The sequence below is a fragment of the Streptomyces sp. JB150 genome (assembly GCF_011193355.1).
In the GTDB taxonomy this organism is placed as follows: Bacteria; Actinomycetota; Actinomycetes; order Streptomycetales; family Streptomycetaceae; genus Streptomyces.
The window spans coordinates 3,794,576-3,807,794 of the sequence record NZ_CP049780.1 but is presented as its reverse complement, the minus strand read 5'-3'; the positions used below and the strand labels follow the sequence as shown (position 1 = coordinate 3,807,794).

Sequence of the window (13,219 nt, the reverse complement as noted above, 5' to 3'; positions counted from 1 at the left end):
CAGTCACATCACGCCACCCCCGAGTGACCCCGGAACACGCGAAAGCCCCGCAGGTCCGAGACCTGCGGGGCTTCCAGCCGGTGCGCGAGGGGGGAGTTGAACCCCCACGCCCTTGCGGGCACTGGAACCTGAATCCAGCGCGTCTGCCTATTCCGCCACCCGCGCATTGGGTGTGTCCTCCGGCTCCGTTCCTTTCGGCCCGGCGCCTTCCGACACGCAGAACATTAGCACGCTGTCCGGGGTGGATTCACATCCGTTCCCGGCACCCCCCGGCCACCCCCGCGCACCCCGTCTCCGCACCCTGGCCGCGCCGCACTCCGACGACAGGCCGTTGCCGTCACGTATCAACCTCGTACCGGTCCGGGCCGTCTGCCCAGGAGCCGGGCGGAGTCCACAGTCCGGTGCGGGACACTTGTTTGCGACCGCCTCTACGATCCTTGGCAGGAGTTCGAAGGGGGGCTCCGAAGGGAACCTCGCAGGCGTCGGCACCCGTTCGACACTCGTCGGCACCCGCCGGTCCCGGCCGGCACCGCCGACACCGGATCGGCACCGCCGCCCGCCGGCGCAGGCCGACACCCGTCGACCGCGCTGACAGGGGGAACCAGCCGATTCACGGGCGCGTGGATACGATCAGTAAGCAGTACCGGGTAAGCAGTACAACAGGGCAGTAGACAGAACAGCAGGCACGGCGACGCGCACGGCAGCAGGCACGGCGACGCGCACGGCAACACGCACGGGCAGTACGCAGACGGCAACGACGGAGGAGGTGCCCCATGGGAGTCCTGAAGCGTTTCGAGCAGCGTCTCGAAGGTCTGGTCAACGGCACCTTCGCCAAGGTCTTCAAGTCCGAGGTGCAGCCCGTGGAGATCGCGGGCGCGCTGCAGCGCGAGTGCGACAACAACGCCACCATCTGGAACCGCGACCGCACCGTCGTCCCCAATGACTTCATCGTCGAGCTGAGCGCCCCCGACTTCGAGCGGCTGAGCCCGTACTCGGGGCAGCTCGGCGACGAGCTGGCCGGCATGGTCCGCGACTACGCCAAGCAGCAGCGCTACACCTTCATGGGTGCGATCAAGGTCCACCTGGAGAAGGCCGACGACCTCGACACCGGCCTGTACCGGGTGCGCAGCCGTACGCTCGCCTCCTCCAGCAGCCAGCAGCAGGCGCCCGCCTCCGCACCGCCCGCCGGCCGCCCCGGCGGCTACGGTTACCCGCCGGCCGCCCCGTCGGGCGCGCCCCCCATGCCCGCCGCACCGCCGCCCGGCGCCCGCCCGGGTGGCTACGGCTACCCGCCGGCCGCGGCCGGCCAGCGTCCTCCCGCCGCGCCGGTGGCCGGCGGACGCACCCGCTACTGGATCGAGATCAACGGCACCCGCCATCAGATCTCCCGCCCGACGCTCGTGCTGGGCCGCAGCACCGAAGCCGACGTGCGGATCGACGACCCCGGCGTGAGCCGCCGGCACTGCGAGATCCGGACCGGAACGCCCTCGACGATCCAGGATCTCGGCTCCACCAACGGCATCGTGGTGGACGGGCAGCACACCACCCGCGCTACGCTCCGCGACGGCTCGCGGATCGTCGTGGGCAGCACCACCGTTATCTATAGGCAAGCCGAAGGGTGATCCGGGGGCAATGTCAGAGCTGACCCTCACGGTCATGCGGCTGGGTTTCCTGGCCGTACTGTGGCTGTTCGTGATCGTGGCCGTGCAGGTCATCCGCAGCGACCTGTTCGGTACGCGCGTCACCCAGCGCGGACCCCGGCGGGAGGCCGCCCGGCCGCAGCAGGCCGCGCGTCAGGCGCCCCCGCAACAGCGCCAGCAGCCCGCGGGCGGCCGGGCGCGCCGTAACGCTCCCACCAAACTGGTCGTGACCGAGGGGACCCTCACCGGTACCACCGTCGCGCTGCAGGGCCAGACCATCACCCTGGGCCGGGCGCACGACAGCACGATCGTGCTGGACGACGACTACGCCTCCAGCAGGCACGCCAGGATCTACCCGGACCGGGACGGCCAGTGGATCGTCGAGGACCTCGGCTCCACCAACGGCACGTACCTCGACCGGACCCGCCTCACGACTCCCACGCCGATCCCGCTGGGTGCGCCGATCCGCATCGGCAAGACCGTCATCGAGCTGCGGAAGTAGTGCCACGTCATGAATGAGCGCGAGCGGAGCGAGCACGCAGCGGCGGTCCACACCCGGGGCCCCGGCGCGCTCCCGACCGGAGGGTGGGCAGTGTGGCTCGACACGATCGGCTGTACCCGGAGCCGACGGGCGAGGTGCGCATGAGTCTGTCACTGCGCTTCGCCGCCGGTTCGCACAAGGGCATGATCCGCGAGGGCAACGAGGACTCGGGGTACGCGGGTCCGCGGCTGCTCGCGATCGCCGACGGCATGGGCGGCGCCGCCGCCGGCGAGGTGGCCTCCTCGGAGGCGATCTCCACGATCGTCGCCCTCGACGACGACATCCCGGGCTCCGACGTGCTCACCTCGCTCGGCGCGGCCGTACAGCGGGCCAACGAGCAGCTGCGGCAGATGGTCGAGGAGGACCCGTCGCTGGAGGGCATGGGCACCACGCTCACCGCCCTGCTGTGGACCGGCCAGCGGCTCGGCCTGGTCCACGTCGGCGACTCGCGCGCCTACCTGCTGCGCGACGGCGTCCTCTCCCAGATCACCCAGGACCACACGTGGGTGCAGCGCCTCGTCGACGAGGGCCGGATCACCGAGGAAGAGGCCACCACCCACCCACAGCGCTCCCTGCTGATGCGCGCCCTCGGCAGCGGCGACCACGTGGAGCCGGACCTGTCGATCCGCGAGGTGCGGGCCGGCGACCGCTATCTGATCTGCTCCGACGGGCTGTCCGGGGTCGTCTCCCACCAGACGATGGAGGACACCCTCGCCAGCTACCAGGGCCCGCAGGAGACCGTGCAGGAGCTGATCCAGCTCGCGCTGCGCGGCGGCGGCCCCGACAACATCACGGTGATCGTCGCCGACGTCCTGGACCTGGACACCGGTGACACCCTCGCCGGGCAGCTGTCGGACACCCCGGTGGTGGTCGGCGCGGTCGCCGAGAACCAGCACCAGCTGTCCGACAACGGCATCATGCAGACCCCCGCCGGCCGCGCCTCCGGCCTCGGCCGGCAGGCCCCCGGACAGGGCGGCGGCGGCGAGTTCGGCCCGCCCGGCTCCGGCGACGTCACCGGGTTCATCCCGACCGGCGGCTTCGGCGAGTACGACGAGAGCGACTTCACCAAGCCCCGCAAGGGACGCCGGTGGCTCAAACGCTCCTTCTACAGCGTCCTCGCGCTGGCCGTGGTCGGCGGCGGCCTCTACGGCGGCTACCGGTGGACCCAGACCCAGTACTACGTCGGCACCAACGGCGAGCACGTCGCCCTGTACCGCGGCATCAACCAGGACCTGGCCTGGGTGTCGCTGTCCGAGGTGGAGAAGGACCACCCGGAGATCGAACTCAAGTACCTGCCTCCCTACCAGCGGAAGCTGGTCGAGGCGACGATCGCCGAGGGCGACCTGAAGAACGCCCAGGCGAAGATCGACGAGCTGGCCGTCCAGGCCTCCGCGTGCCGCAAGCAGGCGGAGCGGCAGGCCGCGGAAGCCGCGGAACGCGAGAACAACGCGCGGACCGGTGAGGGCGAGGCCGGCGGCGTCACGGGAACCACCCGCACCTCCGTCACGTCCAAGGCGTCGCCGAGCCCCTCGGTGTCCCCGAACCCGTCCGCGTCCGCGAGCCCGACCGCCACTCCCCGGCCCGGCCCCAGCCTCTCGGAGGAAGAGCAGAAGGTCGTCTCGATGTGCGGTAAGCAGTAGGCAAGCCGTGAGAGGCCCTGTCAGATCATGAGCAGTACTACGAACACGCCGACGCACCACACGTCCACGATCGGCTCCATCGGCACCCCGAGCCGCCGCAACACCGAGCTGGCACTGCTGGTGTTCGCGGTGGTCATCCCCGTCTTCGCGTACGCCAACGTCGGGCTCGCGATGGAAGGTTCGGTGCCTTCCGGCCTGCTCGGCTACGGCCTGGGCCTCGGCTTGCTGGCCGGCGTGGGACACCTGGTGGTACGGAGGTTCGCGCCGTACTCCGACCCACTGCTGCTGCCGCTTGCGGCGCTGCTGAACGGCCTCGGACTGGTGGTCATCTGGAGGCTGGACCAGTCCGAGCGGCTGCAGCAGCTCGCTGAGCGGCAGTACGGATCGTTCAGTCCGTCCGCGCCGAACCAGTTGCTTTACTCGGCGGTCGGACTCGCGCTGTTCGTGGCGGTGCTGGTCTTCCTCAAGGATCACCGCATCCTCCAGCGGTACACCTACATCTCGATGGTCGCCGCCCTGATCCTGCTTCTGCTGCCGCTCGTCCCGGGTGTGGGCGCGGACGTGTTCGGCGCCAAGATCTGGATCAGCGTCGCCGGGTTCTCGATCCAGCCCGGTGAGTTCGCGAAGATCATCATCGCGATTTTCTTCTCCGGCTACCTGATGGTGAAGCGGGATGCGCTGGCACTGGCCAGCCGCCGGTTCATGGGCCTGTACCTGCCGCGCGGCCGTGACCTCGGGCCTATCATCACGATCTGGGCCGTCAGTCTCCTCATTCTCATCTTCGAGAACGACCTCGGTACGTCGCTGCTGTTCTTCGGCATGTTCGTGATCATGCTGTACGTCGCCACCGAGCGGACCAGCTGGATCGTCATCGGTCTGCTGATGTCCGCCGCCGGCGCCGTGGGCGTGGCCTCCTTCGCCAGCCATGTCCAGGCGCGTGTGGACGCCTGGCTGGACCCGTTCGGCTGCTACGAGACCTCCGGTGCCTGTGAGCAGATCGGTCAGTCGATCATGTCCTTCGGCTCCGGTGGGGTACTGGGGACCGGCCTCGGCCAGGGTCATTCCGACCTGATCGGCTTCGCCGCCAACTCCGACTTCGTCTTCTCCACCTTCGGCGAGGAACTGGGTCTGGCCGGTGTCATGGCGATGCTGCTGCTGTACGCGCTGATCATCGAGCGTGGTGTGCGGACGTCGCTGGCCGCGCGCGACCCCTTCGGCAAGCTGTTCGCGATCGGCCTGTCCGGCGCCTTCGCGCTGCAGATCTTCGTCGTGGCCGGCGGTGTCATGGGCCTCATCCCGCTGACCGGTATGACGATGCCGTTCCTCGCGGCCGGCGGTTCCTCGGTGATCGCCAACTGGGCGCTCATCGGCATCCTGCTGCGCATCAGCGACACCGCGCGCCGCCCCGCCCCCACCCCCGCCTCCAACCCCGACGCCGAGATGACCCAGGTGGTCCGCCCGACATGAACAAGCCCCTGCGCCGGATCGCGATCTTCTGCGGGCTCCTCGTCCTTGCCCTGCTCATCCGCGGCAACTGGCTCCAGTACGTCCAGGCCAACGCGCTGCAGGACAACGAGCACAATCGCCGAATCTCCATCGAGCGGTACGCGCAGCCGCGCGGCGACATCATCGTCGACGGCAAGCCGATCACCGGCTCCGCGGAGACGTCGGGCAGCGACTTCAAGTACAAGCGGACCTACAAGAACGGCCCCATGTGGGCGCCGGTGACCGGCTACGCCTCACAGGCCTTCGGCGCGAACCAGCTCGAGAGCATCGAGGACGGCATCCTCACCGGCAACGACGACAGGCTGTTCTTCCGCAACACCCTGGACATGCTCACGGGGGAGAAGAAGCAGGGCGGCAATGTCGTCACCACCCTGAACGCCGCGGCGCAGAAGGCCGCGTACGAGGGCCTGAAGGAGCGCGGCAAAGGCGCCGTCGCCGCCATCGAGCCGTCCACCGGCAAGATCCTGGCGCTGGCCTCCTACCCGTCGTACGACCCGTCGTCGTTCGCCGGGAACTCCACGGACAAGGACAGCAAGGCCTGGCAGGCACTGCAGAAGAAGAACAACCCCGACGACCCGATGCTGAACCGGGCCCTGCGCGAGACCTACCCGCCGGGCTCCACCTTCAAGGTCGTCACCGCCGCCGCCGCGCTGGAGAACGGGCTGTACCCGGACCCGGACCAGCCGACCAAGACGCCGCTGCCGTGGACCATGCCCGGCACCACCACCGTGCTGAAGAACGACGGCAACCACCCCTGCGAGAACGCCAGCCTGCGCGTCGCCCTCCAGTGGTCCTGCAACACCGTGTTCGGCAAGATCGGCTCCGATCTCGGCAACGACAAGATGCTGGAGAAAGCCAAGGACTTCGGCTTCACCTCCGAGCACTTCACCCCGGTCCGCGCCAACGCCTCGGTCTTCTCCGAGGACATGGCGCCCTCCGAGGTCGCGCTGTCGTCCATCGGCCAGTTCAACACCGCCGCGACGCCGCTGCAGATGGCCATGGTCGCCTCGGCGGTCGCCAATGACGGCCGACTGATGAAGCCGTACATGGTCGACAAACTGCAAGCACCCAACCTCGACACCATCGAGCAGACGGACCCGGAAGAGCTGAGCCAGCCGCTGTCGGAGGAGAACGCGCAGATCCTCCAGTCGATGATGGAGACCGTCGTCGAGGAGGGCACCGGCACCACCGCGCGGATCCCCGGCGTCAAGGTGGGCGGCAAGACCGGTACCGCCCAGCACGGTGTCGACAACAGCGAGAAGCCGTACGCCTGGTTCATCTCCTACGCCAAGCTCAGCGACGGCAGCTCGCCGGTCGCCGTCGCCGTGGTGGTGGAGGACGAGGACGCCGACCGCGGTGACATCTCCGGTGGCGGCCTCGCGGCGCCGATCGCCAAGAACGTGATGGAGGCGGTCATCGGCAACCGGAAGTGACCCCGCTCACGTCCCCTTCACATCGGTGCACGTTGCGATACCGGTCCTGTATCGGGTGACGGGCTTGGCCAGGTCACAGAAAGCGAGCCGGGTACGGTAGGCCCGGACGGCAGCCTCCGGTCGTACGAGTGGCGACCGGGACCGACGGAGAGGGCTGGTAGGAAGCTATGGAAGAGCCGCGTCGCCTCGGCGGCCGGTACGAGCTGGGCCAGGTGCTCGGCCGCGGTGGCATGGCAGAGGTGTATCTCGCCCATGACACCCGCCTCGGCCGCACCGTGGCGGTGAAGACGCTGCGCGCGGACCTCGCGCGCGACCCGTCCTTCCAGGCCCGGTTCCGCCGGGAGGCCCAGTCGGCCGCCTCGCTCAACCATCCCGCGATCGTCGCGGTCTACGACACGGGCGAGGACTACATCGACGGGGTCTCGATCCCGTACATCGTGATGGAGTACGTCGACGGCTCCACGCTCCGCGAACTGCTGCACTCCGGCCGCAAGCTGCTGCCGGAGCGCGCCATGGAGATGACGATCGGCATCCTCCAGGGCCTGGAGTACGCCCACCGCAATGGCATCGTCCACCGCGACATCAAGCCCGCGAACGTCATGCTGACGCGCAACGGGCAGGTCAAGGTGATGGACTTCGGCATCGCCCGCGCCATGGGCGACTCCGGCATGACGATGACGCAGACCGCGGCCGTCATCGGCACCGCCCAGTACCTCTCCCCGGAGCAGGCCAAGGGCGAGCAGGTGGACGCCCGCTCCGACCTGTACTCCACCGGCTGCCTGCTGTACGAGCTGCTGACGGTCCGCCCGCCGTTCGTCGGCGACTCCCCGGTCGCCGTCGCCTACCAGCACGTACGGGAAGAGGCCCAGCCGCCGTCCGTCTTCGACCCCGAGATCACGCCCGAGATGGACGCGATCGTGCTGAAGGCGCTGGTCAAGGACCCGAACTACCGTTACCAGTCGGCCGACGAGATGCGCGCCGACATCGAGGCGTGCCTCGACGGCGCCCCCGTGGCGGCCACCGCCGCGATGGGCTCCGTCGGCTACGGCGGCTACCCGGACGACCAGCCGACCACGGCCCTGCGCTCCACGGACGCCGGCGCGACGTCGATGATGCCGCCGATGAGTCCGGACGACGGCTACGACGATCGACCCGACCGGCGCCGCCAGAGCCAGAAGAAGTCCAGCACCTCCACGGTCCTGCTGGTCGTGGCGGCGGTCCTGGTGCTCGTCGGCGCCATCCTGATCGGCAAGTTCGCCTTCGGCAACGGGGGTGTGGGCAACGACAACGTGTCCGTGCCGAACTTCGTCGGCCTGACGGAGGACGACGCGCGGAAACGGGCGGTCAACTCGGACCTGGAGCTGACCATCGAGTCCAAGCCCTGCGAGGAGCAGCCCAAGGGCAAGGTCTGCGACCAGAACCCGGACCCGCAGACCGAGGTCACGAAGGGCGAGACGGTCACCCTCACCGTCTCCACCGGCGCCCCCAAGGTCGCCGTGCCCAGCGTGATCGGCGACAGCCTGGAAGAGGCCAAGTCGAAGCTGGAGGACGACAAGTACGGCTTCAAGGTGGAGACGGAGGCCAAGGAGTCCCCGGAGGAGCCCGGCACCGTCCTGGAGCAGAACCCCGTCACCGGCCAGGAGGTCCAGAAGGGCTCCACGATCACCCTGACCATCGCCAAGGAAGAGGCGAAGGCCATCGTCCCGTCGGTCACGGGCCAGACCTGTGAGGCCGCTCAGCGGCAGATGACGGCCAACAACCTCACCGGCACCTGCTCCGAGGTCCCGACCACCGACCCGAACCAGGACGGCAAGGTCATCGAGACCACGCCGGCGGGGGGCACCTCGGTCGACCCCGGCTCCACGGTGACGATCAAGGTCGGCAAGCTCCAGAAGCAGAAGACCAAGGTCCCGGACGTCCGCAACAAGACGGTCGCCCAGGCCAAGCAGGAACTGGCCGCGGCCGGCTTCACCAACGTCCAGTTCGCCGGCGGCAGCGACCAGAGCGACACCGCCCTGGTCATCGACCAGGACCCGGACGGCGGCAATGAGACCGACGACCCGGCCCAGACCACGATCACCCTGACGACCGTGGGCTTCGGCGGAGGCAACAACAACGGCGGCAACGGCAACGGCAACGGCGGCGGCGGCTTCTTCGGAGGCGGCGACGGCGACTGACCGCGGCGGCGACTGACCGCGACGCGGTATGAGAAAGGCCCGGCAGCCGGTGGCGGCGGGGCCTTCTCCGTCTCTGTCGCTGCCGCCGGTGCCGGCGGTGTCAGCGGATCTCCTCCGGCGGAGTGCGCTGCGCGTCCACCTTCTCCACGCGGTCCAGTTCGCCCCAGACGATGTAGCGGTAGCGGCTGGTGTAGATCGGGGTGCAGGTGGTGAGGGTGATGTACTTGCCGGCCTTCTTGCGGCCGGACTCCCTGGGGACGGCTTCGAGGACCTTGACGTTGTACTTCGAGGTCTCGGGGAGAGTGGCGTAGACCTTGTAGACGTACCACTTGTCCTTCGTCTCGAAGACGATCGGGTCGCCCTTCTTCAGCTTGTGGATGTTGTGGAACTCGGCGCCGTGCCCGTCGCGGTGGGCGGCGACGCTGAAGTTGCCGTTCTTGCCGCTCATCGGGAGGGTCGCCTTGACGGGGTCGGTGTAGTAGCCGGCGACTCCATTGTTGAGGATCTTGGTCGAGGTGCCCTTCTTGACCAGGATCTCTTCCTTGTTCATGTCCGGGACGTGCAGGAAGCCGATGCCGTCCTTGGTGTCCAGGGCACCGGGGCCGCCGCTGCCCTCGTGGGCCCAGGTGTCGCGGACCCTGTCGCTCTCCTGGTCCGCCTTGCGGTCGGCGAGGACGTTCGTCCACCACAGCGAGTAGACGACGAACAGGCCGAGAACCAGACCCGCCGTGATGAGGAGTTCGCCGAAGACGCTGACCGCCATGGCGATCCTGCCGGGGCGACGGCGCCGGGGCGCGGGCTGTGCGGGCTCGGGGGCCGCGGTGTGCTCTTCGGTGTCGTCGGTGGTCGCTGCCACGTTTCATCTGCCCTTAACTGACGAGCGCATCCGGCTTGCCCTTGCTGCGCGGCCGTTCCTCGACCATCTTGCCCCAGACGATCAACCGGTACTTGCTGGTGAACTCCGGCGTGCATGTCGTGAGGGTGATGTACCGGCCGGGGGCCGTGAATCCCGAGTCCTTCGGGACGGGATCGAGCACACTCACGTTGCTCGGCGGGGTCACCGGGAGCATGGACGCCATCTTGTAGACGTAGTAGGTGTCCTGCGTCTCCACGACGATCGGGTCGCCGGGCTCCAGCCGGTTGATGTACCGGAAGGGCTCGCCGTGGGTGTTCCGGTGGCCCGCGAGGCCGAAGTTTCCGGTCTTCGCGTCGGGCATCGCCGTCTTCAGGGCGCCCTCGGCGTAGTGGCCGACCATGCCGCGGTCCAGCACCTTCTTGTTGCTGATGCCTTCGGCGATGGGGACCTTGACGTCCAGCTTGGGGATGTGGAGGAGGGCGAAGCCCTGGCCGGGCTCGAAGGTGCCGGGGTTGCGCTTGCCGCTTGCCCAGTCGTCCTCGAGCTGGCTCGCCTCGCTGCCCGCCTGGGCGTGGGCGCGGACGTTGGTCCACCACAGCTGGTAGGTGACGAACAGCAGCATCAGCACGCCGGTGGTGATGAACAGCTCGCCGATCACGCGGCTGGCGATCACTCCGGGGCCGGGCTTGCGGGCCTTGGCCAGCCGGCGGGCCTCGACCCGGGAGAGAGGGGCCCTCGGCTCGTCGTCGGCCGGGGCAGGCGGCGGCGCCGTCCTGCGGCGGCGCCCGTGGCGGGCCTTGGCAGCCTTCCTGCGGGCCGCACGACCACCGGGTGCCGCTCCGGTGGCACCTCCACCGGGCGCGGCCGCCGAGGCCGGTAGGGGCTCGTCGAGCGGCTCGGGCATGCGCAGCGCCACCGTCTCGTCGTCAAGCGGCGGTTCGGCGGAGAGGGGTGGTTCGGCGGAGAGGGGCGGGTACGGTTCCTCTTCCGTCGGCGGCTGTGACGGGTACGTCGTCTCCGGCGACGACGGGGGGTACGACCGTCGCTCGTACCCGTCCCCGAGCGTGCCGGAGCCCTCGTACGGCTGCTGCCCGTACGAGGTGCTCTCGCGCTCGGGGCGCAGTGCGGTCACGCCGTGGCCCTGCCCACCACCGGGGCCAGTCCCGCGGATCTGGCCACCGCGCCCTGGTCCCCGCACTCGGCCAGCCAGTTGGCCAGCATGCGGTGGCCGTGCTCGGTGAGCACCGACTCCGGGTGGAACTGGACGCCCTCGACGGGCAGCTCCCGGTGGCGCAGCCCCATGATGATGCCGTCGTGGGTGCGCGCGGTGACCTTCAGCTCGGCCGGCACGGTCGCCGGCTCGGCCGCCAGGGAGTGGTAGCGGGTCGCCGTGAAGGGGGAGGGCAGGCCGGCGAAGACGCCCTTGCCCTCGTGCTCGACCAGCGAGGTCTTGCCGTGCAGCAGCTGGGGCGCGCGGTCGACGACGCCGCCGTACGCCACCTGCATCGACTGCATGCCCAGGCAGACCCCGAAGACGGGGACGCCGGTCGCCGCGCAGTGGCGGACCATGTCGACGCAGACGCCGGCCTGCTCGGGGGCGCCCGGTCCGGGCGACAGCAGGACGCCGTCGAAGCCGTCCTGGGCGTGCGCGGTCGACACCTCGTCGTTGCGCAGCACCTCGCACCGGGCGCCCAGCTGGTACAGGTACTGGACCAGGTTGAAGACGAAGCTGTCGTAGTTGTCGACGACGAGGATGCGCGCGCTCACTGGTTGTCCACCGTCACATCGTTGAAGGGAAGCAGCGGTTCGGCCCACGGGAAGACGTACTGGAACAGGACGTAGACCACGGCCAGGACCAGGACCAGGGAGATCAGCGCCTTCACCCACGCGTTGCCCGGCAGATGCCGCCAGATCCAGCCGTACATGCCGTCCCTTCCGTCGTACCACGGCACCAGACTCACGCCGTACGGCACCAGACTAACGGCGCGGGGCCCCGGCCCTTGGAGGATCGGCTTGGTTCCACGTGAAACCGTGGGCGCGGCGGGGTGCCGGTCCGGCGGTGGTCGCAGGCCGGGGCCTACTCCACGGGCTTCGCGTAGTGCAGGTCGACCGTGCCGGAGTAGCCGGGAAGGGTGACCTTTCCGTTCTCCTCGACCTTCCAGCCCAGGCCGTAGACGTTGACGTACACCATGTAGTTCTGGATCGCGGGGCTCGCGGAGAGCGCCTGCTGCAGCTTCTCCGGGTCGCCGACCGCCTGGATCTTGTACGGCGGCGAGTAGACGCGGCCCTGGAGGATCAGGGTGTTGCCGACGCAGCGGACGGCGCTGGTGGAGATCAGCCGCTGGTCCATGACCTTGATGCCCTTGGCGCCGCCCTGCCACAGGGCGTTCACCACGGCCTGCAGGTCCTGCTGGTGGATGACCAGGTAGTCCGGCTGCGGCTCGGGGTAGCCGGGGAGCTTGGCGGTGGCGTCCGCCGGGGCGTCGTTGAGGGTGACGGTGATGGCCTCGCCGGTGACCTTCTGGGTGCCGGCGCTCTTCTCCAGGGCGGCCAGTTTCTCGTCCTCGGCCCGGGTGCTGTTGTCGTCGCGTTCGGCGAGTGCTTCGACCTGATCACGCAGGGCCGCGTTGGACTCGTCCAGTTCGCCGTTCTTGCGGCTGCGTTCCTGAATGAGGTCGGAAAGCTTCAGCAAGGACGCATCCGTACGGATATTGGTGCCCTTGGCCGTGTGGAAACTGGTGAAGAAAAGGAGTCCCGCGAGAGCGAAGACGGCCACCGTGAGCAGTCGGACGGGACGGAAAGATCCACTGCGGGCAGCGCTGGATCCCGGCTGGGGAGAGTCGGCAGAATTGCTCAACGTACCCTTATCTCCTTCGGCGCCACGGAAGCACTACGCTAACGGACGCCCGGGGGAGCACTCAGTGTCCCCTTGTACGCTGCCCCGAGCCCGACCCAGTTCCCTGCGCGGCCACGCAGCGCATCGACAGGAGAGACCCTCGTGCCGAAGTCACGTATCCGCAAGAAGGCCGACTACACGCCGCCTCCGGCGAAGCAGGCGACGAACATCAAACTGACCACCAGCGCCTGGGTCGCGCCCGTCATGCTCGCCATGTTCCTCATCGGTCTGGCCTGGATCGTCGTCTTCTATGTGACCGACGGTTCGCTGCCGATCGACGCGCTCGGCAACTGGAACATCGTGGTGGGCTTCGGGTTCATCGCTGCCGGATTCGGTGTCTCCACGCAGTGGAAGTAGGCCCTGCCGGGCAGTGAACGCCGTTCTGCCCAGGGCTATCCACTGAGTTATCCACAGCGGTTTTCCACAGTGGGGAAAAAGAACGACGATCTGTGGATAACTCATCGAAGGTTGACGCTGGCGTGACGGAACAAACAGCATTCGAATGCATGTTCGCCCCCTGTCTGACCTGC

Annotated in this window: 12 protein-coding genes and 1 tRNA gene; 7 read left to right on the top strand and 6 right to left on the bottom strand. The window is 68.9% G+C overall.

Annotated elements, in window-relative coordinates; all coding sequences use genetic code 11:
- Positions 1–81 precede the first annotated feature (81 nt).
- Positions 82–165: transfer RNA gene (locus G7Z13_RS17805), tRNA-Leu, on the bottom strand.
- 608 nt (positions 166–773) lie between these two features.
- Here G7Z13_RS17805 and G7Z13_RS17800 point away from each other — a divergent pair.
- The 6 genes from G7Z13_RS17800 to pknB all read left to right on the top strand — a co-directional run bounded on the left by G7Z13_RS17800 (position 774) and on the right by pknB (position 8,937).
- Positions 774–1,622: a DUF3662 and FHA domain-containing protein gene (locus tag G7Z13_RS17800; RefSeq protein WP_166000509.1), complete on the top strand. Its 849-nt coding sequence runs from the start codon at positions 774–776 to the stop codon at positions 1,620–1,622.
- Between the two features lie 10 nt (positions 1,623–1,632).
- Positions 1,633–2,142 (top strand): FHA domain-containing protein, encoded by a 510-nt coding sequence (locus G7Z13_RS17795; RefSeq protein WP_166000507.1) that lies wholly within the window; start codon positions 1,633–1,635, stop codon positions 2,140–2,142.
- 140 nt (positions 2,143–2,282) lie between these two features.
- Positions 2,283–3,821, top strand: a complete 1,539-nt coding sequence (locus G7Z13_RS17790; RefSeq protein WP_166000505.1) for a Stp1/IreP family PP2C-type Ser/Thr phosphatase — start codon at positions 2,283–2,285, stop codon at positions 3,819–3,821.
- Between the two features lie 27 nt (positions 3,822–3,848).
- Positions 3,849–5,288: an FtsW/RodA/SpoVE family cell cycle protein gene (locus tag G7Z13_RS17785; RefSeq protein ID WP_166000503.1), complete on the top strand. Its 1,440-nt coding sequence runs from the start codon at positions 3,849–3,851 to the stop codon at positions 5,286–5,288.
- A complete protein-coding gene (locus G7Z13_RS17780; RefSeq protein WP_166000501.1) occupies positions 5,285–6,760 on the top strand; it encodes a penicillin-binding protein 2 in 1,476 nt (491 codons plus the stop codon). The genes G7Z13_RS17785 and G7Z13_RS17780 overlap by 4 nt, the downstream gene beginning before the upstream one ends.
- A 167-nt stretch (positions 6,761–6,927) precedes the next feature.
- Entirely contained in the window at positions 6,928–8,937 is a 2,010-nt protein-coding gene (gene pknB, locus G7Z13_RS17775) for a Stk1 family PASTA domain-containing Ser/Thr kinase (RefSeq protein WP_166000499.1), read from the top strand.
- Between the two features lie 100 nt (positions 8,938–9,037).
- Here the strand turns inward: pknB and G7Z13_RS17770 are convergent, their stop codons facing one another.
- The 5 genes from G7Z13_RS17770 to G7Z13_RS17750 form a co-directional block, all read right to left on the bottom strand.
- Positions 9,038–9,793 (bottom strand): class E sortase, encoded by a 756-nt coding sequence (locus G7Z13_RS17770; RefSeq protein WP_166000497.1) that lies wholly within the window; start codon positions 9,791–9,793, stop codon positions 9,038–9,040.
- 13 nt (positions 9,794–9,806) lie between these two features.
- On the bottom strand, positions 9,807–10,925 hold the full coding sequence (locus G7Z13_RS17765; protein WP_166000495.1) for a class E sortase: 1,119 nt from the start codon (positions 10,923–10,925) through the stop codon (positions 9,807–9,809).
- Positions 10,922–11,560 (bottom strand): aminodeoxychorismate/anthranilate synthase component II, encoded by a 639-nt coding sequence (locus G7Z13_RS17760; protein WP_166000493.1) that lies wholly within the window; start codon positions 11,558–11,560, stop codon positions 10,922–10,924. The genes G7Z13_RS17765 and G7Z13_RS17760 overlap by 4 nt, the downstream gene beginning before the upstream one ends.
- Positions 11,557–11,754, bottom strand: coding sequence for a hypothetical protein (locus tag G7Z13_RS17755; RefSeq protein ID WP_206313255.1), 198 nt, complete (start codon positions 11,752–11,754; stop codon positions 11,557–11,559). Before G7Z13_RS17755 ends, G7Z13_RS17760 begins: the two co-directional genes overlap by 4 nt.
- 116 nt (positions 11,755–11,870) lie before the next feature.
- Positions 11,871–12,650: a DUF881 domain-containing protein gene (locus G7Z13_RS17750; RefSeq protein ID WP_166000489.1), complete on the bottom strand. Its 780-nt coding sequence runs from the start codon at positions 12,648–12,650 to the stop codon at positions 11,871–11,873.
- A 141-nt stretch (positions 12,651–12,791) separates the two neighbouring features.
- Here G7Z13_RS17750 and crgA point away from each other — a divergent pair, with 141 nt between their 5' ends.
- Complete coding sequence (gene crgA, locus G7Z13_RS17745) at positions 12,792–13,046, top strand: cell division protein CrgA (protein ID WP_166000487.1); 255 nt, start codon at positions 12,792–12,794, stop codon at positions 13,044–13,046.
- Positions 13,047–13,219: the final 173 nt, after the last annotated feature.

What these genes read in the sequence shown, in the direction of transcription:
- G7Z13_RS17800 (WP_166000509.1), top strand. Translation starts at nt 774, where the DNA reads ATGGGAGTCCTGAAGCGTTTCGAGCAGCGTCTCGAAGGTCTGGTCAAC.
- G7Z13_RS17795 (WP_166000507.1), top strand. Translation starts at nt 1,633, where the DNA reads ATGTCAGAGCTGACCCTCACGGTCATGCGGCTGGGTTTCCTGGCCGTA.
- G7Z13_RS17790 (WP_166000505.1), top strand. Translation starts at nt 2,283, where the DNA reads ATGAGTCTGTCACTGCGCTTCGCCGCCGGTTCGCACAAGGGCATGATC.
- G7Z13_RS17785 (WP_166000503.1), top strand. Translation starts at nt 3,849, where the DNA reads ATGAGCAGTACTACGAACACGCCGACGCACCACACGTCCACGATCGGC.
- G7Z13_RS17780 (WP_166000501.1), top strand. Translation starts at nt 5,285, where the DNA reads ATGAACAAGCCCCTGCGCCGGATCGCGATCTTCTGCGGGCTCCTCGTC.
- pknB (WP_166000499.1), top strand. Translation starts at nt 6,928, where the DNA reads ATGGAAGAGCCGCGTCGCCTCGGCGGCCGGTACGAGCTGGGCCAGGTG.